The sequence below is a fragment of the Caballeronia sp. TF1N1 genome, from assembly GCF_022878925.1.
In the GTDB taxonomy this organism is placed as follows: domain Bacteria; phylum Pseudomonadota; class Gammaproteobacteria; order Burkholderiales; family Burkholderiaceae; genus Caballeronia.
In genome coordinates this window covers 2969105-2990701 of record NZ_CP084626.1, presented here as the reverse complement: position 1 = coordinate 2990701, position 21597 = coordinate 2969105, and the positions used below count along the sequence as shown (strand labels likewise).

At 60.4% G+C, this 21597-nt stretch carries 26 protein-coding genes and 1 tRNA gene; 11 read left to right on the top strand and 16 right to left on the bottom strand.

The window, feature by feature from the left end; all coding sequences use genetic code 11:
• Together LDZ28_RS14050 and LDZ28_RS14045 are read right to left on the bottom strand one after the other, a co-directional pair.
• Positions 1-477 carry an SgcJ/EcaC family oxidoreductase gene (locus LDZ28_RS14050; protein WP_244826703.1) on the bottom strand — a complete coding sequence of 159 codons (477 nt, stop codon included), beginning with the start codon at positions 475-477 and terminating at the stop codon, positions 1-3.
• Complete coding sequence (locus tag LDZ28_RS14045) at positions 474-1100, bottom strand: LysE family translocator (protein WP_244826702.1); 627 nt, start codon at positions 1098-1100, stop codon at positions 474-476. The genes LDZ28_RS14050 and LDZ28_RS14045 overlap by 4 nt, the downstream gene beginning before the upstream one ends.
• A 402-nt stretch (positions 1101-1502) precedes the next feature.
• On the opposite strand from LDZ28_RS14045, the gene sap1 reads away from it, so the two are divergent.
• Positions 1503-1856: a surface attachment protein Sap1 gene (sap1, locus tag LDZ28_RS14040; RefSeq protein ID WP_244826701.1), complete on the top strand. Its 354-nt coding sequence runs from the start codon at positions 1503-1505 to the stop codon at positions 1854-1856.
• A gap of 4 nt (positions 1857-1860) precedes the next feature.
• On the opposite strand, the gene LDZ28_RS14035 is transcribed toward sap1, so the two are convergent.
• Positions 1861-2100, bottom strand: coding sequence for a hypothetical protein (locus LDZ28_RS14035; RefSeq protein ID WP_244826700.1), 240 nt, complete (start codon positions 2098-2100; stop codon positions 1861-1863).
• On the opposite strand from LDZ28_RS14035, the gene LDZ28_RS14030 reads away from it, so the two are divergent.
• Positions 2099-2650: a YaeQ family protein gene (locus LDZ28_RS14030; protein WP_244826699.1), complete on the top strand. Its 552-nt coding sequence runs from the start codon at positions 2099-2101 to the stop codon at positions 2648-2650. The two genes, LDZ28_RS14035 and LDZ28_RS14030, sit on opposite strands and share 2 nt — an antisense overlap.
• Before the next feature lie 96 nt (positions 2651-2746).
• Here the strand turns inward: LDZ28_RS14030 and LDZ28_RS14025 are convergent.
• The 5 genes from LDZ28_RS14025 to LDZ28_RS14005 all read right to left on the bottom strand — a co-directional run bounded on the left by LDZ28_RS14025 (position 2747) and on the right by LDZ28_RS14005 (position 5092).
• Positions 2747-2822: transfer RNA gene (locus LDZ28_RS14025), tRNA-Ala, on the bottom strand.
• 60 nt (positions 2823-2882) lie between these two features.
• Entirely contained in the window at positions 2883-3227 is a 345-nt protein-coding gene (locus LDZ28_RS14020) for a c-type cytochrome (protein ID WP_244828148.1), read from the bottom strand.
• Positions 3228-3229: 2 nt separating this feature from the next.
• Positions 3230-4033, bottom strand: a complete 804-nt coding sequence (locus LDZ28_RS14015; protein ID WP_244826698.1) for a BON domain-containing protein — start codon at positions 4031-4033, stop codon at positions 3230-3232.
• A gap of 22 nt (positions 4034-4055) precedes the next feature.
• Positions 4056-4643, bottom strand: a complete 588-nt coding sequence (locus LDZ28_RS14010) for a phosphoheptose isomerase (RefSeq protein WP_244826697.1) — start codon at positions 4641-4643, stop codon at positions 4056-4058.
• Between the two features lie 89 nt (positions 4644-4732).
• On the bottom strand, positions 4733-5092 hold the full coding sequence (locus LDZ28_RS14005) for a YraN family protein (protein ID WP_244826696.1): 360 nt from the start codon (positions 5090-5092) through the stop codon (positions 4733-4735).
• A 74-nt stretch (positions 5093-5166) separates the two neighbouring features.
• Here LDZ28_RS14005 and rsmI point away from each other — a divergent pair, with 74 nt between their 5' ends.
• The gene (gene rsmI / locus LDZ28_RS14000) at positions 5167-6048 is read left to right on the top strand and encodes a 16S rRNA (cytidine(1402)-2'-O)-methyltransferase (RefSeq protein ID WP_244828147.1); all 882 of its coding nucleotides are present in this window, start codon (positions 5167-5169) and stop codon (positions 6046-6048) included.
• A 46-nt stretch (positions 6049-6094) separates the two neighbouring features.
• On the opposite strand, the gene LDZ28_RS13995 is transcribed toward rsmI, so the two are convergent.
• Positions 6095-6697 (bottom strand): septal ring lytic transglycosylase RlpA family protein, encoded by a 603-nt coding sequence (locus LDZ28_RS13995; protein ID WP_244826695.1) that lies wholly within the window; start codon positions 6695-6697, stop codon positions 6095-6097.
• A 666-nt stretch (positions 6698-7363) separates the two neighbouring features.
• Here LDZ28_RS13995 and LDZ28_RS13990 point away from each other — a divergent pair.
• From LDZ28_RS13990 to LDZ28_RS13980, 3 genes are all read left to right on the top strand, one after another.
• On the top strand, positions 7364-8008 hold the full coding sequence (locus tag LDZ28_RS13990; RefSeq protein ID WP_244826694.1) for an MBL fold metallo-hydrolase: 645 nt from the start codon (positions 7364-7366) through the stop codon (positions 8006-8008).
• Entirely contained in the window at positions 8005-8640 is a 636-nt protein-coding gene (locus tag LDZ28_RS13985) for an exonuclease (RefSeq protein ID WP_244826693.1), read from the top strand. Before LDZ28_RS13990 ends, LDZ28_RS13985 begins: the two co-directional genes overlap by 4 nt.
• A gap of 82 nt (positions 8641-8722) precedes the next feature.
• Positions 8723-9193: an Lrp/AsnC family transcriptional regulator gene (locus LDZ28_RS13980; RefSeq protein ID WP_244826692.1), complete on the top strand. Its 471-nt coding sequence runs from the start codon at positions 8723-8725 to the stop codon at positions 9191-9193.
• Between the two features lie 3 nt (positions 9194-9196).
• Here the strand turns inward: LDZ28_RS13980 and LDZ28_RS13975 are convergent, their stop codons facing one another.
• The 3 genes from LDZ28_RS13975 to LDZ28_RS13965 all read right to left on the bottom strand — a co-directional run bounded on the left by LDZ28_RS13975 (position 9197) and on the right by LDZ28_RS13965 (position 11893).
• Positions 9197-10378: a cation diffusion facilitator family transporter gene (locus tag LDZ28_RS13975; protein WP_244826691.1), complete on the bottom strand. Its 1182-nt coding sequence runs from the start codon at positions 10376-10378 to the stop codon at positions 9197-9199.
• A gap of 195 nt (positions 10379-10573) precedes the next feature.
• Positions 10574-10876 carry an H-NS family nucleoid-associated regulatory protein gene (locus tag LDZ28_RS13970; RefSeq protein ID WP_244826690.1) on the bottom strand — a complete coding sequence of 101 codons (303 nt, stop codon included), beginning with the start codon at positions 10874-10876 and terminating at the stop codon, positions 10574-10576.
• A 351-nt stretch (positions 10877-11227) separates the two neighbouring features.
• Positions 11228-11893 (bottom strand): HugZ family protein, encoded by a 666-nt coding sequence (locus tag LDZ28_RS13965; protein WP_244826689.1) that lies wholly within the window; start codon positions 11891-11893, stop codon positions 11228-11230.
• Positions 11894-12096: 203 nt separating this feature from the next.
• Here LDZ28_RS13965 and LDZ28_RS13960 point away from each other — a divergent pair, with 203 nt between their 5' ends.
• Complete coding sequence (locus LDZ28_RS13960; protein ID WP_244826688.1) at positions 12097-13275, top strand: MFS transporter; 1179 nt, start codon at positions 12097-12099, stop codon at positions 13273-13275.
• Between the two features lie 57 nt (positions 13276-13332).
• Here LDZ28_RS13960 and LDZ28_RS13955 read toward each other — a convergent pair whose 3' ends face one another.
• A complete protein-coding gene (locus LDZ28_RS13955) occupies positions 13333-14478 on the bottom strand; it encodes a branched-chain amino acid ABC transporter substrate-binding protein (RefSeq protein ID WP_244826687.1) in 1146 nt (381 codons plus the stop codon).
• 595 nt (positions 14479-15073) lie between these two features.
• Here LDZ28_RS13955 and LDZ28_RS13950 point away from each other — a divergent pair.
• Positions 15074-15775 (top strand): dienelactone hydrolase family protein, encoded by a 702-nt coding sequence (locus tag LDZ28_RS13950; RefSeq protein WP_244828146.1) that lies wholly within the window; start codon positions 15074-15076, stop codon positions 15773-15775.
• A 128-nt stretch (positions 15776-15903) separates the two neighbouring features.
• Here the strand turns inward: LDZ28_RS13950 and LDZ28_RS13945 are convergent, their stop codons facing one another.
• Both LDZ28_RS13945 and LDZ28_RS13940 read right to left on the bottom strand, forming a co-directional pair.
• Positions 15904-16089: a hypothetical protein gene (locus LDZ28_RS13945; RefSeq protein WP_244826686.1), complete on the bottom strand. Its 186-nt coding sequence runs from the start codon at positions 16087-16089 to the stop codon at positions 15904-15906.
• Between the two features lie 253 nt (positions 16090-16342).
• Positions 16343-17581 carry an MFS transporter gene (locus tag LDZ28_RS13940; protein ID WP_244826685.1) on the bottom strand — a complete coding sequence of 413 codons (1239 nt, stop codon included), beginning with the start codon at positions 17579-17581 and terminating at the stop codon, positions 16343-16345.
• Positions 17582-17964: 383 nt separating this feature from the next.
• On the opposite strand from LDZ28_RS13940, the gene LDZ28_RS13935 reads away from it, so the two are divergent.
• The 3 genes from LDZ28_RS13935 (at position 17965) to LDZ28_RS13925 (ending at position 20183) form a co-directional block, all read left to right on the top strand.
• Positions 17965-18177 (top strand): hypothetical protein, encoded by a 213-nt coding sequence (locus LDZ28_RS13935; RefSeq protein WP_244826684.1) that lies wholly within the window; start codon positions 17965-17967, stop codon positions 18175-18177.
• A 62-nt stretch (positions 18178-18239) separates the two neighbouring features.
• A complete protein-coding gene (locus tag LDZ28_RS13930) occupies positions 18240-19274 on the top strand; it encodes a serine/threonine protein kinase (protein WP_244826683.1) in 1035 nt (344 codons plus the stop codon).
• A gap of 186 nt (positions 19275-19460) precedes the next feature.
• Entirely contained in the window at positions 19461-20183 is a 723-nt protein-coding gene (locus tag LDZ28_RS13925) for a PepSY-associated TM helix domain-containing protein (protein WP_244826682.1), read from the top strand.
• 128 nt (positions 20184-20311) lie between these two features.
• Here the strand turns inward: LDZ28_RS13925 and LDZ28_RS13920 are convergent, their stop codons facing one another.
• Positions 20312-21523, bottom strand: a complete 1212-nt coding sequence (locus LDZ28_RS13920) for a PepSY domain-containing protein (RefSeq protein WP_244826681.1) — start codon at positions 21521-21523, stop codon at positions 20312-20314.
• Positions 21524-21597: the final 74 nt, after the last annotated feature.

Genomic DNA, 21597 nt, shown 5'->3' with positions numbered 1-21597 from the left:
TCAAGCGAGTTTCGGTTTCCCTATCTCCCGCAACTCGGCGCTCAGTTTGTCGCTTTCCTCCGGCCTTCCATGAAACGCGGCCGGCGTGTTCTGGAACAACTCGACGCGATACACCCCGTCGCACATCGACAGAACCATGGTCTGAATCGCGTTCAGACTCGGATCGAGCGCCGCCGTGCCGCGTGGCCACATCCCTGCAACCGCACGCAAAAGCAAAGTCTGCCCGCTCGCCATGCGTCTGACTTCCCGCACCTTGGCCACGAAAAGCGGCGTCGGATGCTGCGCGAAAATCGGTTGCAGATGCGCTTCGATGCACGCGCGGCCATCGATCGTGCTGCCGTCGAATCCGACCAGACTGCCGCGCTCGGCGAATCGCGCGGCCATTGCTGCCGCGTCTTGACGATTCCAGTCATCGAGCAAGCCGAAAAACACGCGGCGCGCGCTAGTCGCCCAATCAGCAAATGCGGTTTGAGTCATGTCGCCCTCTTCCATGCAGCCGCGAAGACGCCGGCGCCCATGAGCAGCGCGCCACCGGTCCGATTCACCGTGCGCTGCACGGAGGGCTTGCGAATTGCCCGACGCGCGCCCGATGCGAGCATCGCGTAAAAGAACGCATTAGCTGCCGCCAGCCCGACAAAGGTTGCCTCGAACAGCGCGATTTGCGAGACGCTTGCCGCGTGGGGATCGATGAACTGCGGCAGAAACGCGACGAAGAAGATGATGCTCTTCGGGTTGAGCGTGGTTACCGCGTAGGCGTGGGCCAGGATGCGGCCGGTGCGCAGATCGTCGCCGGCCTTGACTGCGTCCGTGTCGATCACCGGCGCGCGCCACAACTTGATGCCCAAGTAAAACAGATACGCCGCGCCCACCCACTTGACCACCATGAACAGTTCCGCCGATGCCGCCAGCAAAACGCCGAGACCGAGCATGGAAGCCGTCATCGACGTGAGGTCGCCGAGCGCCACGCCGAGCGTCGTCGCGAGCGCGTACTTGCGCCCGTGCCCGAGCGCATAGGACACGACCAGCAATACGGTCGGGCCAGGGATTGCAACAAGAATGGCCGATGCGATAGCGAACGGCAGCCACTGAGCAAGCGTCATGAGATGTCTCCTGATTTCATTGGGATCGATTTATCCATGAACGGCGGCGCGGCGCAATAGGCCGGAAGGCTAGCTAGACATCTCGGCGAAGAATCGATTGCTTGGAAGGTTGGAAAGCGCTCTTGGTCGGGTAATGCGCCGCACAAGAATCGTGTTGAGATAAATCGCTACCATTGGCAAATAATAACCGCTTCAATTTCCTCCAAATAGAGGTTTTTAATGCCTTTCATATCGATACGCTGCGTTCTGACGAACTAACGCAAGCGTGCGACACTCCGGCTTGTTGCAATTGCACACAACTTGTGCTTGCAAACTTTCAAACGTCAATTAGCATGGCTTTTGCATTTAGCGGCTTTTAAATACATAGCTAATTTCGAGACGAATTCGTTTGGAGGCTACTCAATGAAGAAGCGCGCCAGTTTTCTCGTTGCAATGGTAGGGACGTTCGCTATCGCTTGCGCTGCGCAGGCCCAGGACAGCGCGGTTCAAGCCCAACAGACATTCACATTTCGGCCTAACTCATATGGTTGCCTGTCCAAGGACAAATTCGATTCGGCCGATGAGCATGCGAAAGCTGGCGAGCATCAAAAAATGCAGCAATATTTCGAAGGCTTCGAATGCGTTTCGACGCCGGTCGATTCGCATTTTCGCGTATTGCGCGTAGTCGGACACGACATCGAATTCGTCAATGCGTCGAATAGCGATACGCAGGGAATGTGGACTGCCGACCGGTTTATCGAGCAGAAAGGGCTTTGAGTAATTACGAATGACGGTAGCCGACGCGCATCGAATGAATGCGCGTAGGTAAATCATTGCCGTTGAAAATGGTGCCATCTTCCGTGGCGGCGAACGCTCGCTGCGCGCATCTTATTCTTCCAATTTGTTCCTGAATCACCGCACAATGTCGGTCGCGTGAGCGTCGGCGTGCGGTGTCTTGGTATTTGTTCGCCGCCTCTTCTACTTTCCTTGCCGGTTTTCGACCGGCCTTTTGGTGTTGCATGGCCCTCAAATCGACAATCTACAAGGCGGACCTTCAGATCGCCGACATGGACCGCCACTATTACGGCGACCATTCCCTGACCATCGCGCGTCATCCTTCCGAGACCGACGAACGGATGATGGTGCGCGTCGCCGCTTTTGGCCTATTCGCGAGCGAACGACTGGAGTTTTGCAAAGGACTATCCGACACCGATGAACCCGATCTCTGGCAAAAGGACCTTACTGGTCAGATCGAGACGTGGATCGAGATCGGCCAACCGGACGAGCGGCGTATCGCGAAAGCGAGCGGTCGCGCGGACCGCGTGGTGGTTATCGCGTATGCGGGCAGGACGAGCGACATCTGGTGGCAAGGTGTGAAGGGCAAGGTCGAGCGTCTACAGAACGTGACGGTGTGGTCGCTTGAGGAGGGCGTCGGCGAGGCGCTTGGCAGGCTGGCCGAACGGACGATGCGGCTGCAGATGACGGTGCAGGATGGTGAGGCGTCGTTGGGGAGCGCGACGGTGGACCCGGTGATGATTCGGAAGGGGGTGTTTAAGGGGGCGGCGGTTTAATGTCGATGCGGGCGGGTTGAACGACGCGCAATGTACGTGTGGGATATCGTCAATGCGAAAAGGCTCAGCCGAATGGCTGAGCCTTTTGATTTTTCGTGGTGGAGAGGAGGAGGATCGAACTCCCGACCTTCGCATTGCGAACGCGACGCTCTCCCAGCTGAGCTACCCCCCCAACGAAGTAAAAGTGTATCACAAGCATCTCGACGAAACGCAAGCCCGAGCCGCCACCAGCTTACTTCTCCGGCGCTCCCGCCAGCACCCACGCGACCACGGTCTTGATGTCCGCATCGTTCATCGAAGGATGCGAAGGCATCGGTATCGATCCCCACACGCCCGCGCCACCCTTCTTCACTTTCGCTTCAAGCTTCGCGCTCGCGGATGCATCGCCCTTGTATTTGTCCGCCACTTGTTGAAACGACGGCCCAACGAGTTTGCGATCCACCGCGTGACATCCCATGCACGCATTGCTGCGCGCAATCGCCATCGCATTGGCGGCGGATATAGGCTGATCCGCCGCATGAACCAACGCCGACACACTCAAAAGCAAACCAGCCCCGACACAACCACGCAGTCGCATCATCACTTACCCACTGGCGCCGGAGCCGCACTTCCCGGATGAACATCCGAATTCTTGACGGGCGCGGGCGTCTGCTGATCCAGCGGACGCGATGTCACCGATGAATCCGGCACCGTTCCAACCGTGGCCTCAGGCGCCGGGGCACTCGCCGCCGACACGCCGCTCGCATCCGATGCCGCCGCCGCCTCCAGCGCCTTGGCTTCTTCCGGCTTGATGTACTGGAACACCTTCACCACTTGTTCGACGCCCGGCACGCGCGCGGCGACATCCGCGCCATGCGCGCCTTCATCCGGGGTGACGAGGCCCATCAAATACACAATGCTCCGCTCGCACACGACCTTGTAGTAGTTCGCGCGCAAGTCCTTCTCGCCGACCATCGCGGTCTTCACGCGTCCTTCGAGGTACGAGTCGTTGGCGCGCGAGGAAATAGAACTCGCGCCCTGCACCGATAGTTCATTGACGATGCTGCCCACGTTGTTGATGTCGTGCACGACAGACTCGGCCTTCTGCTTCGAGGCATCGTCGGGTACTTCGCCCGTCAAGAGCACGCGCCGGTTGAACACGGTGACATTGACATGCGCCGTGTCGGGCACGCTCTCGTTGATCCGCGATAGCGCCTTCACCTGGATCTCGCGATCTTCGGTCTGCGCGCCGAGCGTGCGGCGATCGGTGGCGATCAAGGTGCCGCCGCCCATCGCACCGACCACCGCGAGCGCACAGCCCTGCAGTGTCAACGCAACACCCGACAACATGCTCACCACCAACGTGGCGTTAGCCAGCGTCGCCTTCACGCGTGTCTTGTTCATCAACTCGTTTTCCCCTTTGTGTTCAGTCGTCGCCCAGCAGCATCGCGTCGATGCCGTCGCTCAGGCAGTGAATGGTCAACAGATGGACTTCCTGAATACGCGCCGTCCGCTCGGAAGGCACGCAGATATGTATGTCGGTGTCGATGAGCACTTCGGATATCACGCCGCCGCCCTTGCCCGTTAGCGCAATCACGATCATCTCGCGTTCGTGCGCTTCCTGAATCGCCGCGAGCACGTTTACCGAGTTGCCCGACGTGCTGATGGCAAGCAGGACATCGCCCGCATGTCCCAACGCACGAACCTGCTGCGAAAAGATCTGTTCGAAGGCGTAGTCGTTGCCGACTGCCGTGAGTATCGATGTATCGGTCGTCAGCGCAATGGCCGGCAACGCGGGACGCTCGCGCTCGAAGCGGCCGATGAGTTGCGCGGCAAAACGTTGCGCGTCGGCGGCCGAACCGCCGTTGCCGCATGTGAGAATCTTGGAGCCGTTGGCGAGCGCGCTGAACAGCGTGTCGACTGCCGCCGCGATCGGGACCGCCAGCACATCGAGTGCTTCGAGCGTGAGCGCCGCGCTGTCGCGGAATTGCTGTTGAATGCGTTCGACTGACATCGACTCTCGATTATCGGCCGCGGCGGCGGCGGTTGTTGCGTGTGAATGCTGCGCAGTTTACCGCATGCATGCCGCGGCACACCTCAACATCAAGTGCCGTCGGCACGAAATGCATCCGTCACCCAGCGAATGCGTCCCGCATCGAAGGCGATCACGTCAAAGCGGCACGCGGGCAACGCGCCGCGCCACTTCGTCAGATAAAACTGCGCGGCGCGCACGATCCTCTCGCGCTTTCTGGCATCGACGCTCGCGGCGGCATCCGCGAACCGGCGGCTCGCGCGCGCCCTGACTTCGACGAACACGAGCGCGCCGCGTTCATCGGACATGACGAGATCGATCTCGCCGCCACGGCAACGCACGTTGCGCGCGACGAGCTTCATGCGCTGCCTTTGCAGGTACTCGAGCGCGCGCGCTTCGAAAACATCGCCGAGCGATTTGGACACAGGCACTCCTCAAAAGTTGTCGAGCGTTGAGCGCTTGCACGCGTGGCAAAATGGCAGTCTTTCCTTCGACGCCCGCGCTTATGCTTCAGATCTCCGAATTAGCCGACGGGCAGCACTATCCGACGGGCGCGCTCTATGTGGTCGCCACGCCGATCGGCAATACGGCGGACATCACGGTGCGCGCGCTGCACGTGCTCAGTCTCGTCGATCGCATCGCCGCCGAAGACACGCGCAACACCTCGCAACTGCTCACGCGCTACGGCATCTCGAAGCCGTCGATCGCCGTGCACGAACATAACGAACGCAGCGCCGCCGAACGCGTGATCGAGCATCTGAAGAACGGCGAGCGCATCGCGTGCGTGTCGGACGCGGGCACGCCCGGCATTTCGGACCCAGGCGCACGTCTTGTCGATGCCGTGCGCGACGCGGGCTTTCCCGTCATCCCCTTGCCGGGCGCAAGCGCGCTCACCACTGCGTTGAGCGCGGCCGGTGCGTGGGTTAGCGGCTTCTCGTTCATCGGCTTCCTGCCGTCGAAACCCAAACAACGCGCCGCGCAACTGCGCACGTTGAGCAAGCATTCAATGGCGCTCGTGTTTTACGAGGCGCCGCATCGCATCGTGGAAACAGTCCGCGCGCTTGGTGAAGCGCTCGGCGGCGGGCGGCAAATGCTGATTGCACGCGAATTGACGAAGTTACACGAGAGCCTTCATCGCTGCACCCTGGCCGAAGGGCCAACGTGGCTCGAAGCAGATGCCAACCGGCAACGCGGAGAATTCGTGCTTGTGGTGCAGGGCGCACCGGAGGAAGAAGCATCGGACGACGTCAACGACGAGCTGCTCACCACGCTGCTCGAAGAGTTGTCGGTGAAGAGCGCGGCGCGCATCGCGGCAACGCTCTCGGGCGCATCGCGCAACGTCTTGTACGAACGCGCGTTGATACTCAGCAAGCGCTCGGAAGAATGAAAAAAGGCCGTCGCGATGACGGCCTTTCCATGGATCAGACGCAGGTTCAGTTCACGCCGTCATCCGCCAGCGACTGCGATTGCTCGCGCGCCGCCCGCGCTTCCTGCTGCGTCAGTCCTTCGATCTTCACCTTTTGCGTGCCGCTGCTGCTCATGTCCAGCGCCGATGCAGCCGCATACGAAAGATCGATCACGCGGCCACGCACGTAAGGTCCGCGATCGTTGATCTTAACCACCACCGTCTTGTGATTCGCTTCGTTCGTCACGCGCACCCATGATGCCAGCGGCAGCGTGCGATGAGCGGCGGTCATCGCATTCATGTTGAATTTCTCGCCGCTCGCCGTCTTGCGGCCGTGGAACAGGCGACCGTACCAGGAAGCCTTGCCCTGTTGCTCGAATTCGCCGACGTTCGGGCCGCTGGTAATCGGCTGCGCGTTGGCCAGCGACTCGCCCTGTGCTTGCTTCGGAGCAGGCACGGAGCTCAGGTTGTTGTCAAATGCGAGCGGTGCGGTGGAGCGGGCACTCGTCGTGCTGACGGTGGTTGTTGTCTGAGGATTGGACGCGATGTCGCCCGAACCCGGCGCGGCGCAGCCAGCCAGTACTGCGACGGCTAGCAAGCTTCCGACATGTCGAAGATATCGAGCATTCATAGGCGTGTCTTCATTGTTTGTAGAGCGGCCGCGCCGCGCTCAAAGCGCGCGCAAGACTGCTCGAAGGGCAAGCCGCGCAAAGCAGGACGCCGTTCGAACCAGCGAACGGCGAACTGATACTCGGATGCGGCGTACTCTTGCCGCAAAGCCCGGTTATTGTTCACGTCTGGCGCAGCCTGTCCCCGGCAGCCTGACCAGACCCCACGTGCCGCCATCGAACATGACAACGGTTCGCGCGCTATGAGACGTTGTTTCAGCGCAGGAACGGCGGCGTAGGCCCCATCCGGTGCGACGGCAGCTAAGGCCGTCTGACAGACGCGCGGCGCCTGACCGGACAAGACGTGTGCACCAAATGACGGTGCTTGAGTTGCAGTTACGAGGCCTTCAGCCCCCAACAGCGTACTGATAACAATTGTAAAAACGCACTAGCGTTCAGACTTTTGTCCATTGACGGCATGGTCAAAGCCATGCACAAGTGTCGTCATTATACAAAAAAACGGGGGTCCGGCTCCTCCGACTGCATATTTCGTCATTGATTTTCGCTATGGCCGTAAGAATTGCAGCTCTTGAAGCGGCTTCCGGGCCCTTATGGAGGCTGACGCGAGCGTGATCCGGCACCGGTACAATGCACCTTTTTACACGCGACTTCGTCCCGGTGAGAGTCTTATGAAAGTCATTCTTGTGCCCGTGACGCCGTTCCAGCAAAACTGCTCCATCGTGATCTGCGAGACGACGCAGCGCGCCGCCGTGGTCGACCCCGGCGGCGACATCGAGCGCATCATCGCCGAGGTCGAGCGGCAAGGCGCGAAGGTCGAAAAAGTGCTGCTGACGCACGGTCATCTGGATCACTGCGGCGGCGCGAAAGCACTTGCGGAACACTACGGCGTCACCATAGAAGGACCACATCGGGAAGACGCGTTCTGGATCGACCAGTTACCCGCGCAATCCAAGCGCTTCGGTTTTTCGGATGCCGAAGCCTTCACGCCCGAGCGATGGCTCGAAGACGGCGACACCGTGCAGTTCGGCGAGGAAAGCATGGAAGTCTATTTTTGCCCCGGTCATACGCCCGGACACGTAGTGTTCTTCAGCCGCGAGCATCGGCTGGCGCTCGTCGGCGATGTGCTGTTTGCCGGCTCCATAGGTCGCACCGATTTTCCGCGCGGCAATCACGCCGAACTGATCCGCTCCATCCGCGAGAAGCTCTGGCCGCTCGGCGACGACGTGACCTTCGTGCCGGGCCACGGACCTGCATCGACACTTGGCGAGGAACGCCGCTCCAATCCCTATGTGGGCGACGGAGTGAGCGCATGAACGCCATTCCAGAAATCTACGTCAGCACGGATGTCGAAGCCGACGGTCCCATTCCCGGTCCGCACTCGATGCTGAGTTTCGCGTCGGCCGCGTTCACCGCGGACAAACAACTCGTCAGCACGTTCTCGGCGAATCTGGAAACGCTCGAAGGCGCGGCGCCGCACCCTGTTCAAGCGGCATGGTGGAAGACGCAGCCCGAGGCTTGGGCCGCGTGCCGTATCGATCAGCAAAAGCCCGAAGTCGCGCTCGTCAAGTACGTCGAATGGGTCGAGGCCCTGCCCGGCAAACCGGTGTTCGTGGCGTATCCAGCAGGCTTCGACTTCACCTATATGTTCTGGTACATGATGCGCTTCGCCGAACGCTGTCCTTTTTCGTGGTCCGCGCTTGACATCAAGACACTGGCTTTTGCGATAACGGGCTTGCCGTATCGGAAGGCGATCAAACCGCGTCTGCCCAAACACTGGTTCGACGACCTGCCGCATACGCACGTCGCGCTCGATGACGCTATCGAGCAGGGCGCGCTCTTTTGCAACATGTTGGCGGAGCTTCGTGCCTCGCAGGCCGCCACACAAGCCACTGCGGGCGAAACTGAAAGCATCGTCGAAGGTAAAAACGCGCCGACAGGCCGGTGAGTTAGGGAAACTACCTCAGTGCAGCCGCTTTGCATTGCGTTTCTTTTTCTGCGCCTCTAACATTAGGTCAGATCGCGACCGAATGGAGGCGCAGTTGACTCTAGATACATTCTCACAAAAAATCCTGCGTCTCCTGCAACTCGACGCGCGGCGGTCTGTTCAGGAAATTTCGGATCAGGTCGGGCTTTCGAGTACGCCCTGCTGGCGCCGTATCAAGGACATGGAGCAGTCCGGCGTCATCCAGCGTTACACCGCCCTCCTCGACAGGGAGAAGCTCGGCCTGCACGTCTGCGCGCTCGCGCATATTCATTTGACGCGGCACACCGAAGGCGGCGTCGAACAGTTCGAGCGCGAGATCGCCACCTGTCCGGAAGTGACCGAGTGCTACAGCACCACGGGCGAATCCGACTACATTCTCAAGATCGTGGCGCCCGACATCAAGTCATACGACGCGTTCCTGCACGAGCGCATCTTCAAGATTCCGGCCGTGGCGCAGGTTCGCACGAGCGTCGTGCTGCGCGAAATCAAGTTCGATACGCAACTGCCACTCTGAACATCAAGGTCGAACGGGCGCGTCACGCGTCGTTCGAAGCGCATGGGTTACGCGTAACTCGTGCGCGCCAAGGTTTCGCTTGAGGGCATCGATATCGATTCGGGCAAGGCGCGCCGCCGCGTCTTCGCCTAATTGATCTGGCAAATGCGCTGGCAAAACAATATCGATATCGAAGCCGCTGCTCAGGTAATGCAGATTCAACTCCTCTATTGGCAACCCCTCTGCGCCGAAAGCGGCGCGCACGGCGTCCATTGCAGTGGACCGCAACGGGAAATTGCCGGGCAGCGGGTTGAGCGCGTCGCTTTCCGGATCGACGTGAATGAGGGCATCGATCACGCGCGGATCGGTCATTACGTGCGCACGCGCCGATTCGGCAATGAAATGCCCCTCCGAAACCGAAATACGCGGATCGACGAGAATATGCGCGTCGACGATTGCCAGGTCGCCCATTTTCCGAGTACGTAATTCGTGGACTTCACGCACACCGGGCGTGCTTAGCAAAATGGCGCGTAAATCGGCGGCGGCGGTTTGATCGAGCGCCCGGTCCGACAAATCCTGGAGCGCATCCCACGCGAAACTCCAGCCCATTTTGCCGACCATGAAACCGACCAGTGCGGCGGCAATCGGATCGAAAAATTTAAGTCCTGCGAGACTGCCGATAATTCCAAGCGCCACGACGAGTGACGAAGCGGCGTCCGAACGTGCATGCCAGGCGTTGGCCACGAGTAATGCCGAGCGCACGCGTTCTGCCGCGCGCAGCATATATCTGAACAAGGCTTCTTTCGATACGAGGACGATTAACGCAACCACCAGCGCGCTGGCGTGAACGGGGGGAATATCGTCCAGGTTTAGAACTCGCGTGCCGGCGCGCCATAACATTCCCGCACCGACTGCAATCAACAATCCGCCGAGGAATAACGACGCTACCGTTTCATAGCGGCTATGACCATAGTTGTGATCGTGATCCGGCGCTGCCGCCGAACGATGGTTGGCAATCAGAACGATGAAATCGGAAACCAGATCGGATAGCGAATGGACGCCGTCCGCAAGCAGCGCTTGAGAATGGGCAATAAAACCCACCGTGAGTTGCGCCGTGCTTAAAACGCAGTTGAGCGCAATGCTGGTCCAGGTAGTCGTCCGCGCAACGTCCTGCTTTTCCTTGGCACGAGCCGTCGAAAGCGACATGTAATTTGCCTTAAGCCAAACATGTATGTCGATAAATCTTAACGCCGTGCCTGGCTTCGCGCTTTCAATGCGCTCTTCGCTCGCGGAAATAGGACAGACGGCGACATTAATACGTGCCGTTACGCGTGCGAACTCGCTAGTCGGAAAAAAAGCCGCGTTCTAAGCGCGGCTCTTTTCACTGAAATCTGGCCCGACTTATCTGCCGATCAGAAAACTATCGCGGTCTTGTCCCGCAATCCACTTTGGCGGCTTACCGCGGCCCGACCACGTGCTACCGCTTTCCGGGTCACGGTATTTCGGTGCAACGCCGTTACGGGCACGGGATGCCTTCGGAGTCTTAGCGCCTCGACCACCGGCTAGTTCCTGAAGCGTGATGCCGTAATCCGCCATTTTCTGCTTGATCTCATTGAGCACTTCGGCGTATTCACGCGACTTCGCTTCTTCAATCTGACGTTCCAGAGACTCGCGCTGCGCGAGAAGTTCCTTGTATGAAGGCATGGCAATTTCCTGAGTGGTTTGCTGAATTACGAGTCTGTCGCCCGCTTTACGTTTTCGATAAAGCCTCGGATGGCACGCAGATTAACACATATCGGATTAAGGCGGCATGTGCGCATTGCCACTTAAATTAGGTTCAGCGGCTTTCCTCGTAACAATGGGTCGTCTGTTCGCTTCTCGCCCGTAGCACCTCTCGGGAAAGTAGTAAGGAATAGACGTCGTTAATCGTGAAAAATTGGCGCGCAATGAAATGCCGTCGACGCTCTTAGGGCAAATATTTCACCGGATGACAGTTTAGATGCAGCCGTTCCTCATAGTAAGCTGTCTTTTTGCCATCCGGTTAATGAATGCTGCCTAGCTTTGCCGCTCGATGCAATCGATTAGCGCGGTCCTCAATTCGTCCCCGTTAAGTTTCGGCTTATCGAAGGTAAAACGATTGCGTGTGCCGTCGCGCAGCAAATCGCATCCGTATCGGTCTATCCCTAATAATGCAAGATTCGCCGGCCGAGCGTTATAAGCATCGAAAATCTTGCAGAGCGCGACTTCATCGGCGGAAGAAACCGGCTCCAGATCATCCAAATCGTCTGCGCGCAGCCAGCCCATTGCACCAAAACCGCCAATAAATCGCATTCGTTCTAGCGACATCAGCCAGAACGAGAAATCACCCAACTCCAGATAACGCCCCGCGTCCGGGTGATATCGCAAATAACGACGCGACAGTTCTTCATATTGCGCAAGCGGCGCGGGCGCGAATGTACCGAGCATGGTCAATCGCTGTCCTTCGAGAACGCGCCCTTCCGCCGCGTGAGTAATCAGAAAACCGGCCCGTCCGTCTGCCTGAAGATTGCGTGTATGTTCGGCGAGCTGGCTGATCAACAACATTGGCGTATGGTGAGCGGTCGGCGCAAAAGGCAACGCGGTTGGATAAGGAAAACCGCGTGGGTCTCGCGACTGCGTGGCGAGCGTGCCTTCTGGCATGCGATGCAGCAAATGCAAAGGCGCTTGCGACGGGATATGCATGAATCTCCTTTTTGATTATTCGAGTTTGATGCGACCGATGGTAAAGCACGGGCATCGAGCGTGTCTGCTAGCCGTTCGATAGAATCGAAAGCTCCCGCGAGATGAGGCAATCTGCAAGGTTGTCCTGCGTTCGCATCACTCTTTCAAACTGTTCTTTCGTGTCCGACTCGACCTCTCTTTCCGCCTCCCGCGAGTCAAATCCGATGCAAGCCTTGCATCGCAGCCTCCCGGCCGCCGCCCGCAAGCGCGCCCGCTATTCGACGATGGCCGTGTTCTTCATTGCCGGCATGATGTACGCCTCGTGGGGCGTGCATGTGCCGACCGTGCGCGACAAGTTCGCGCTCAGTCCCGGCATGCTGTCGTTCGCACTCTTCGCCGTCGCTGGCGGCTCGATCTTCGCCATGCTCACAGCCGGTCCGTGGATCGCGCGAGCCGGCACGCGCATGGCCTGCATGGCGGGCGGCCTCACCATGATGTGCTGCGGCGCGCTGATTCTAGTCGTCCCGGCTTTCTGGATGCTGCTCATCGTGCTGGCGTTTTTCGGCTTCGGCATGGCCACACTCGATGTCGCCATGAACGCCGAGGCCAGCGCCGTCGAAGAAGCGCTCGAGCGCCCGATCATGTCGTCGCTGCATGGCATGTTCAGCGTGGGCGGCATGGCGGGCGCGGCGGTCGGCGGCGCGTTGCTCGCGCACGGTCTTGCGCCTGCCGCGCACCTTGCTCTTGTCTCGGGCGTCAGTCTGATCGTCTTGCTCGTGTCGATGCCCTACGTGCTGCCGCACGTGGCGCATCACGATGAACACGCGAAATCGTCGTCGTCGAATCGCTGGCGCTCGGGCGCGCTCTGGGCGCTAGGCGGCATGGCGCTCGTTGCGTTGATTGCGGAGGGCGCCATGTACGACTGGGCCACCGTGTACATGCGCGACGTCGTGCTTGCCACGCCCTCGGTCGCAAGCGCCGCTTATGCCGCGTTCTCGGGCGGCATGGCGGCCGGTCGCTTTGGCGGCGATGCCGTGCGCGCTCGCTTCGGCGCGCCGCAATTGATCTTCGGCAGCGCGGGACTCGCGTTTATCGGCATGGTGATGGCGCTCGTCGTGCCGAACGCGGTCGTGACCCTGACCGGCTTCACGCTGATGGGCCTCGGCCTCGCCAACATGATGCCGGTGCTCTTCGCGGCCGCGGCGCGCGTGGAGGGCGTGACGGCGGCGGAAGGGCTCGCGCAGGTCGCGGGCCTCGCGTATTTCGGCTTGCTGCTCGGACCGGTGCTGATTGGCGGCGTCGCGCAAATCAGCACATTGCCCATCGGGTTGTGCGTGGTCGCGGCTTGCTGCGCCTTGATCGCGCTGATCGGACCGAAGATCCTCAAGCGCCTCAAGATATAAAAAAACGCGCGGACCTTTGAAGTCCGCGCGTTTCTTGGAGCCGAAGGCCCGCCGTCATTACATCTTGACGACGTCCAGCAAGCTCTTCTTGCCCTTCTTGTAGTCGTACAGCGAGATCACGCCGTGCTTCAGGTCGCCCTTCGAATCGAAGGTCGTCTCGCCGATCACGCCCTTGTAGTCCGTGTTCGGCATGGCGGCAACGATCTTCGCCGGATCGGTCGAGTTTGCGCGCTTCATCGCGTCGACGATGATATACACCGCGTCATACGTGAACGGCGCGTAGATCTGGATCGGCTGACCGAAGCGCTTCTGGAACTTCGCCGCGAACGCCTGGCCGCCTTCCATCTTTTCGAGCGCCATGCCGGCTTCGGAGCACACGATGTTGTCGGTTGCGTCGCCAGCCAGGTCGGCCAGCTTTTCCGTGCAGACGCCGTCGCCTGCGAGAACCTTCGCGCGCAGGCCGAGCTGCTTGGCTTGCTTCGCGAACGGGCCGCCGGTTGCGTCCATGCCGCCGTACATCACCGCGTCGGGGTTCTCACCCTTGATCTTCGTCAGAATCGCGCGGAAGTCGACTGCCTTGTCGTTGGTCGCATCGTGCGAAATGACCTTCAGGCCGAGTGCCTTCGCGGTCTTTTCGAACTCGTTGGCGAGACCCTGACCGTAGGCGGTCGAGTCGTCCACCACGGCGACGCTCTTCACCTTCAATTGCTTCGCGGCGTAGTTGGCGAGCGCCGGGCCTTGTTGAGCATCGGTCGCGACGACGCGATACGTCGTCTTGAAGCCTTGCTGCGTGTAGGTCGGGTTCGTGGCCGACGGCGAAATCTGAACGATGCTCGCGTCGCTGTAAATCTTCGATGCCGGGATGGACGTACCGGAGTTCAAGTGACCGACGACGCCGACAACCTTGTCGTCGACCAGCTTCTGTGCAACCTGCGTGGCGGTACGCGGGTCGGCCGCGTCATCCTGCGCGTCGAGTTCCAGCGTAACCTTCTGGCCGCCGATGGTGAGACCCTTCGCGTTGATTTCCTCGACTGCGAGCCGCGCGCCGTTTTCGTTATCCTTGCCCAGGTGAGCAATGCCGCCGGTCAGCGGAGCGACGTGACCGATCTTGACGACCTGGTCGGCTGCTGCGGATGTTGCCAACGTAGCGAACAGCACGGCTGCAGCGCTGATCGGCAACAGTTTGTGAAGCTTGGTGTTCATGTAAGTCTCCAGTTTCGGTCCCAAAAACAACGTAATCGCCCTGTGCCCCGTCTTTCATCACGATCGCTCAGTCCCGTGGACGACCACGCCGGATGCATCGTCATGCACTTGGCAAGTCCTTCTGGCTGGCCATTTTTGGCGGCCGCCATCCGCACTGCGCGCAAGTGTAGGGGTGTCAAATTAAATTAGGGAAGTTTTTTAAGATACTGGTGTGACTACCGATTAAAGGCCAGTTGAGAAGCGCGGGCGTTTGTGGTGGCGTTCCGTGAAGACGCCCTGTTCATGCGGGTTTCCAAGGGGCGGACGTGTGCCGGTTTGAACGCGCTTCAAGAGCGGCGGCCGTTTGCCGATAATCCCGCGCGCTCGCTTCATTAGCCTGTTTTTAAAGCCGCTAAGTCGCCAAGTGTTTAGACCAGCCGCTCTAAAAATCCTTTTCCCGTCAAAGGTCATGCCAGCGCGGCGCGGACGCGCTCAGGCGTCTGAAAGGGAAAGCTGGCAAACTCACTCGCCAACGCGGTCCGAGGCTGGCGAATCAACGCACACAGCCGCCTCAAACGCGCATGTTCAATCGAGCTAAAGGAGCAACGACATGACCATTTCCACCACTTCCCGCTGGATCGACATTCCCGCCGATGGCGGCAGCTTCCAGGGCTATCTCGCCCTGCCAAAGACGGGCACCGGACCCGCTGTGATCATCCTGCAGGAAATCTTCGGCGTGAACGCGCATATTCGCAGCGTCGCCGATCAATATGCGGCAGATGGCTACGTGGCGCTCGCACCGGACGTTTTCTGGCGCACGCAACCACGCGTGGAGCTGGGTTACGACGGCGCGGATCGCGAAAAGGCGATGGAACTGCTGCAAAAGACCAATCTCGATGCAGCCGTCGGCGACGTCGGCGCGGCCGCCCAGGCATTGCGCGCGTTGCCCGAAGTGACGGGCAAGGTGGCGGCCATCGGCTTCTGCTTCGGCGGACGCCTCGCTTATCTGGCGGCGGCGCAGGGTTCGGTCGATCTCGCCGTGGCCTATTACGGGGGCGGCATTCAGAATCAGCTCGATCAGGCCGACAAAATCAAATCACCGATTCAATTCCATTACGGCGAACTAGACGCGCATATTCCTTCCGATGCAGTCGCCAGCGTGCGCGACCGTTTTGCGGGCCGTTCGGATTCGGAACTCTATCTTTATCAGGGCGCCGATCATGGCTTCAATTGCGGCGATCGCGCTTCGTATAACGCGAAGGCATCGGCGCTCGCGCACGGCCGCACCTTAACGTTCCTCGGCGAATATCTCGTTTGAATATAGTTCGTTCGACGGCGCGTAATGTTCGCGCCTGAAAAGACAAAACCCGGCTTGACGGCATTAGAGCCGTACCGGGTTTCGATCAGCGGCGGACGTGCTGATTAAAGCGCATCCGCCCGCCGCGCCTAAACCAGCGCCGGCAGTCCTTCTACAAGCAGGAACGCAACCAGCACGCCCAGTAGCGCGCCGAATACGCGCAAGGCGTTGTTCTTGAAATGCGTTGCGCAGGGAATGGCGCCGAGGAACAAGGCGCCAGCGAGCGCCATCGGGATAATCAGAATGAAATCGCCGATTGTGAAGTAAGTCGTCATGGTGCGTCTCCCTTCTTCCAGCTTCAAGCTCTTGTCGCGGCGCGCTCGAGATAATTCGTCGCGTCGACGCTTCGAGTATAGGCCGGTCGAATCGCCGTGTCGGCGTATATTCTTGCGGCTGAAAACTATTGCGTTGCACCAAGCTTTTCGAAACAAGGCTTTGCGAACGGAATTATTAAGTAGACGCGGAAAAACCCTTACTTCCCTCATATTTCAACGGGCTTTCAAAATCGCCTCAGCGGAATAATGACGATTAAGCACTCCGCTCGCGCACATTCAGATAAACCGCGCCCGCCATTCCGACCAGCAGCAAAGCGCCGATCAGCGAAGCCACCCCAGGCCAGCCGAACGCCGTCCAGAAGTGGCCGCCGTACGAGCCGATCAAGCTCGATCCAAGGTAATAAGCAAGCAGATAGAGCGCCGCCGCTTGTCCTTTTGCCTGCGCGGCGAGTCGTCCGACCCAGCCGCTCGCCACTGAATGCCCGGCAAAGAAGCCGAACGTCAGGCAGGCAATTCCGCCGATGATCACCGGCAACGAACCCGAAAGCGTCATCGCGATGCCAAGCATCATCAAAAGCAAACTCGCGATCAGCACGCGCCCGCGCCCGAATACATCGGCGAGTTTGCCCGACCACGGCGAAGCGACCACGCCGGTGAGATAAACCGTGAAAATCGCGCCGATTTGCGTCTGATTGAGCGAGAACGGCGCGCCGAGCAGCCGATAACCCACGTAGTTGTAGAGCGTTACGAAACTGCCCATCAGCACGAAGCCGATGAGAAACAGAAACGGCAATCCGCCGTGCCGCAAATGTCCGGCAAGCGAGCGTCGATGATGATGGAAACCAACGCCGCGTCTTGGCTTGAAGCGCCGCGATGGCGGCAGCAACGAGCGGAATGCCAGCGTCGCGAAAAGCCCGAGCAGCCCGATTCCTCCAATCGCAATACGCCAGCCGAACAGATCGGCGAGGATGCCGCTGATCACGCGACCCGCCATGCCGCCTATCGCGGTGCCGCCGACGTAGAGCCCCATCGCAAGGCCCAGGCCTTCGGGGTGCACCTCTTCCGCGAGATATGCCATTGCCACGGCCGGCACGCCGCCGAGCGCGAAGCCTTCCAGCGCGCGCACGATCAATAGCGCGTGCCAGTTCGGCAGCGCGGCGACGATCATGGTGAGAACGGACGATGCGAGCAGCGACATCGTCATCAAGCGGTGGCGGCTCCAACTCTCCGAAACAAATCCGGCGATGAAAATCGCCACTGCCAGCGCCGCCGTGCTCACCGAGACCGAAAGCGCACTCACCGCCGGGCTTACGCCGAACGCCTTGGTGAACTCCGGCAGCAGCGGCTGCACGCAATAGAGCAGCGAGAACGTGGCATAGCCCGCGAACAACAAGGCCAGCGCCGCGCGCCAGTAAGCGCGCGAGCCGCGCTCGAGATAGGGAATGGAATCAGCTTCAGTTTCGGTGCGCTGCGGCGCCGGCGATGCATTCACAACCAGGGTCTCCGTGTCGACCAGAGAGGATTATTCTGATCTGGTTCAAAGTTGTCGGCCCACGTTGGCGGCCCAAAACCGCTAAAGATACGCCGATCCTTAGGGTTTTGCCCGATACAGAAATCGGTCACATGTGCCGCAGGACACAACTTAATGCCGAAAAACGTCATCCAATGGCAACAAATGATATCGGCGGGCATCGCGCTCTCGCGCCGCGATGCGCTAAAGTAAGGACACAATCGTTCATGGAAGCCGTGTGTGCTGCGCGTCGCGCAACAATGACGCGGCAGGTTGTCTGGTGCACGAGCCGTGAAAAGCCTGTGCTTGGTGAAAATATTTGACCGGCGTTTTATCCTCAGCCGGCACGGAAACGGGGATTCATCATGCAAATCGGTTCGATTGTCCGCTCCGTCCATATTGCCGTGCCTCAGGGCGCACGCGGCATCGTGATGCGAATTCTGGGCGACATGGCTATGGTCGCGTGGTACGCGGGCGAGCCCGGTGTCACTCAACTGCTCAACACGGAGCCGTTCTTTCTCGAAGATCTGATCGATACGGGCGAGATCGTGCGCCCCGCGAACACGGTCGTCCACTGAAGGAACGCTGACCGGCGCGCGGCCGGCGAGCCAGTTGTCCGCGCGCGGGGCACAATGCCGGAATGAACTCAACCCATTCCGATACCCCCGGCGCGCCCGCGCCGAGCGAGGCCCCGCCCTTTGCCGGCCTTGCGCCCGAGCGTGTGCTCGACGCGCTCGACAGCGTGCTGATCCCCGCTGGCAAGCGCACTGACGGCCGCCTGCTGGCGCTCAACAGCTACGAAAACCGCGTCTATCAGGCGGGGCTCGAAGACGGGCCGCCGATCGTCGCGAAGTTTTATCGTCCCGGGCGATGGTCGGATGCCGCGATTCTCGAAGAGCACACCTTCGTCGCCACGTTGACGGAGCGCGAGATTCCAGCGGTTCCGGCACTTTCGCTCGAAGGCGCGACGCTCCATGAATTCGAAGGCTTTCGCTTCTCCGTGTTCGAACGGCGCGGCGGCCGCGCGCCGGATCTCGACGGCCGCGACACGCTCGAATGGCTCGGGCGCTTCATCGGGCGCATTCATGCGGTGGGCGGCATCGAACCGTATCGCGAACGGCCCACACTCGATATCCAAACCTTTGGTTACGAGCCGCGCGAGTTTCTGCTGACGCATCGCTTCGTGCCCGACGATGTCCGCGAGGCCTACGAGGGCGTCGTGGACATGGCGCTCGAAGGCGTCGCGCAATGTTTCGAGCGCGCGGGCGACGTGCGCCATCTGCGACTGCACGGCGATTGCCATCCGAGCAACGTGCTCTGGACCGATGCCGGTCCGCATTTCGTCGATTTCGACGACAGCCGCATGGGCCCGGCCGTTCAGGACCTTTGGCTGCTGCTGCCGGGCGACCGCGCGGAGGCATCGCGCGCGCTTGCCGATCTGCTCGCCGGATACGAAGACTTTTGCGATTTCGACTCGCGCGAGCTGCATCTGATCGAAGCGCTGCGCACCTTGCGGCTGATTCACTACGCGGCCTGGCTCGCGCGCCGCTGGAACGATCCCGCGTTTCCCGCCGCCTTTCCGTGGTTCAACACGCAGCGTTACTGGGAAGAACGCATCCTCGAACTGCGGGAGCAAGTCGGCGCGATGCAGGAAGGCCCGCTCTGGCCGGTCTGAAATATTTCGTTAGAAATGATCGTGTTAGTTAGTCGAAAAACGTTGAGTTAGGTTTTTCGACATGTAATGATAACGATTCTCATCTGATTGCCTCTTCGTTGCCTCTCGCCGACGCCGCATTTGAACGCGTGTCTAGCCGACTGCGGCGAGGCTTTGCCCGAACCAGACCCACTTCCGGAGAGACGCGTGAACGCGCCCGATACACTGAATCCGCAGCCATCCGCGACGAGCGGCGCTTCCTACCGGCCGCATCGGCTTATCGACGATGCCGAGCAGTTCGTCCGCAAAAATCGCTCGCGCCGTTCGGTTTTTCTCAAATGGCTGCGAAAGGTGCACGGCTGGATCGGCTTGTGGGGCGCGTTACTCGGCTTACTGTTCGGCACGACCGGTTTCCTGTTGAATCACCGCGCGCCGCCGCTGCGTATCTCGACAGGCGAACCGCAGGTTTCGCAGATGCAGATGCCTTTGCCCGCCGAAGGATTCAAGTCGCCGCGCGACATGGGGACGTGGCTCAAGAAGGAATTGAAGATCGACGGTCAGCTTGGCCGTACGCGTCGCGAGCCCGCGCATCCGGTCGGCTGGGGCGACAAGAGCACGATGCAGCCGGAGCAGTGGTCGGTGGCACTGGCCACGCCAGGCGGCAACGTGCAGGCGGAATACTGGGTGGGCAATAACTTCGTGTCGGTGAAGCGCACCGAAAACACCTTCCTCGCAATGATGACGAACCTGCACAAGGGCGTGGGTCTGAGCGTGGGCTGGGTGCTGCTCATCGATACGTTCGCGGGCAGCATCATATTGCTGTCGCTGACTGGCGTGCTGTTGTGGACCGAGCTCAACAAGCGGCGCACGGCGGGTGTGGTGATCGTCACCGTCTCGCTGATCGCGGCAATTGCTTGTGGGTTGATGTAAGGCGCTCCCTAGCGCGCTTGGCGCGTGGCGAAGCGGTTTGGATGCGCGGTGTCGCCGTTTTGCCGCGTTTTTCCGCTTTTCCCCCATGGCCGGCCCTTGCCATGCCGGCGCGAACCACGCGCGCCGCTCTATGCCTTCCTCTTCCGCGGATTATGCCGCGTGAGCCAAAGATACAAACCGCTTCCCAGCACGACGATAGTCAGCAAATCGAACGCTGCCCAGAAAATCTTGAGCGGCATCCCGCCGAAATCGCCGAAATGCAATGGCTGCGAGCCAAGCAGCACTTTCAGATACCACGGCAATTCGCGTGAATCGGTGAGCGCGCCGGTCGATGCATCCACGAGAACCGGCCGCAGGATTCGCGTCGTGAGAATGCCGTCGCCGCGCATCCACACGGCATAGTGATGCGGACTGCTGAAGCGCGTCCCCGGAAACGCCACGAACGACGGAATCATGCCGGGTGCGACGCCCTGCGCGGTCTTCACGACATCGTCGACGGTTGCGCGCACCGTCACCGGCGGCTGGCCATGATAAGGCGCGAGCATCTGCGCGAGTTGATCGTTACGCCAGGCATCGAGCATGAGATCGGCGAGCGTGTTGATGGAACCGGTCGCGCCGACCAATAGCGCCCACGCGAGCGTCAACATGCCGATGGCGTTATGCCAGTCGAGCCAGACGATGCGCCGCTTCTTCGCAAGCCGCACGCGCCCGAGGCCGACCTTGCGCCAGAACGGCAAATACACGACGACACCCGAGACAATCGCCGCGAGAAACATCACGCCCATCGCGCCGAGGAACAGTTTGCCGAAAAGTCCGGCGAACATATCGACGTGCAGTTTCAGCAGCACGAACTTGAGCGATCCCTTTCCCGGCGGCATGCCGAGCGGCCTCGCGGTGCGTGCATCGACGGTGGTGCTTAGCGTGTCGTCGGGCGGTGTATCGGCGCGAGGCGCGGTGACGATGACAGGCAAAAGCGGTTCGTCCGGCTCCCAGATCATGTACTGCGCAACGTGGCCGGAATGCTCCCTCAGCGCGGCGTGCAAGACCGCGTCGTAACTCGCGCGCGCATTCGCCTGCGATGCGGGCAGCGCAGGCGCTTCGATGGCATCGCCCGTCAGCAGGTCGAGTTGGTGACCGAAGACGAGCGGCAGGCCCGTCAGACAGAGCAGCAACATGAACGCGGTGCAGATGAGACTCGTCCAGCGATGCACCACGGACCACCCGCGTAACGCACGGTGGCTCATGTGACGCTGCCCGGTTCTGACGGACGCGGGTTGCGGCGGCGCATCCGCTTGCGCGATTGCGCGGCGGGCATCGCCGGTCAAGGGTTTGCCGGGCATTCGGTGCGGATTGGAAATAGTTCGATGACCTGTCCGCGCAGGCTTGGCGCATCGAAATTAGCCGCGCGGATGAG

What these genes read in the sequence shown, in the direction of transcription:
- LDZ28_RS14045 (WP_244826702.1), bottom strand. Translation starts at nt 1,100, where the DNA reads ATGACGCTTGCTCAGTGGCTGCCGTTCGCTATCGCATCGGCCATTCTT.
- LDZ28_RS14035 (WP_244826700.1), bottom strand. Translation starts at nt 2,100, where the DNA reads ATGCAACACCAAAAGGCCGGTCGAAAACCGGCAAGGAAAGTAGAAGAG.
- LDZ28_RS13920 (WP_244826681.1), bottom strand. Translation starts at nt 21,523, where the DNA reads ATGCCCGGCAAACCCTTGACCGGCGATGCCCGCCGCGCAATCGCGCAA.
- LDZ28_RS13970 (WP_244826690.1), bottom strand. Translation starts at nt 10,876, where the DNA reads ATGCCTTCATACAAGGAACTTCTCGCGCAGCGCGAGTCTCTGGAACGT.
- LDZ28_RS13935 (WP_244826684.1), top strand. Translation starts at nt 17,965, where the DNA reads ATGCAAATCGGTTCGATTGTCCGCTCCGTCCATATTGCCGTGCCTCAG.
- LDZ28_RS13995 (WP_244826695.1), bottom strand. Translation starts at nt 6,697, where the DNA reads ATGAATGCTCGATATCTTCGACATGTCGGAAGCTTGCTAGCCGTCGCA.
- LDZ28_RS13965 (WP_244826689.1), bottom strand. Translation starts at nt 11,893, where the DNA reads ATGCATATCCCGTCGCAAGCGCCTTTGCATTTGCTGCATCGCATGCCA.
- LDZ28_RS13955 (WP_244826687.1), bottom strand. Translation starts at nt 14,478, where the DNA reads ATGAACACCAAGCTTCACAAACTGTTGCCGATCAGCGCTGCAGCCGTG.
- LDZ28_RS14020 (WP_244828148.1), bottom strand. Translation starts at nt 3,227, where the DNA reads ATGCGACTGCGTGGTTGTGTCGGGGCTGGTTTGCTTTTGAGTGTGTCG.
- LDZ28_RS13975 (WP_244826691.1), bottom strand. Translation starts at nt 10,378, where the DNA reads ATGTCGCTTTCGACGGCTCGTGCCAAGGAAAAGCAGGACGTTGCGCGG.
- LDZ28_RS13990 (WP_244826694.1), top strand. Translation starts at nt 7,364, where the DNA reads ATGAAAGTCATTCTTGTGCCCGTGACGCCGTTCCAGCAAAACTGCTCC.
- LDZ28_RS14050 (WP_244826703.1), bottom strand. Translation starts at nt 477, where the DNA reads ATGACTCAAACCGCATTTGCTGATTGGGCGACTAGCGCGCGCCGCGTG.
- LDZ28_RS13985 (WP_244826693.1), top strand. Translation starts at nt 8,005, where the DNA reads ATGAACGCCATTCCAGAAATCTACGTCAGCACGGATGTCGAAGCCGAC.
- rsmI (WP_244828147.1), top strand. Translation starts at nt 5,167, where the DNA reads ATGCTTCAGATCTCCGAATTAGCCGACGGGCAGCACTATCCGACGGGC.
- LDZ28_RS13960 (WP_244826688.1), top strand. Translation starts at nt 12,097, where the DNA reads ATGCAAGCCTTGCATCGCAGCCTCCCGGCCGCCGCCCGCAAGCGCGCC.
- sap1 (WP_244826701.1), top strand. Translation starts at nt 1,503, where the DNA reads ATGAAGAAGCGCGCCAGTTTTCTCGTTGCAATGGTAGGGACGTTCGCT.
- LDZ28_RS13980 (WP_244826692.1), top strand. Translation starts at nt 8,723, where the DNA reads ATGGAGGCGCAGTTGACTCTAGATACATTCTCACAAAAAATCCTGCGT.
- LDZ28_RS14015 (WP_244826698.1), bottom strand. Translation starts at nt 4,033, where the DNA reads ATGAACAAGACACGCGTGAAGGCGACGCTGGCTAACGCCACGTTGGTG.
- LDZ28_RS13945 (WP_244826686.1), bottom strand. Translation starts at nt 16,089, where the DNA reads ATGACGACTTACTTCACAATCGGCGATTTCATTCTGATTATCCCGATG.
- LDZ28_RS13930 (WP_244826683.1), top strand. Translation starts at nt 18,240, where the DNA reads ATGAACTCAACCCATTCCGATACCCCCGGCGCGCCCGCGCCGAGCGAG.
- LDZ28_RS14030 (WP_244826699.1), top strand. Translation starts at nt 2,099, where the DNA reads ATGGCCCTCAAATCGACAATCTACAAGGCGGACCTTCAGATCGCCGAC.
- LDZ28_RS14010 (WP_244826697.1), bottom strand. Translation starts at nt 4,643, where the DNA reads ATGTCAGTCGAACGCATTCAACAGCAATTCCGCGACAGCGCGGCGCTC.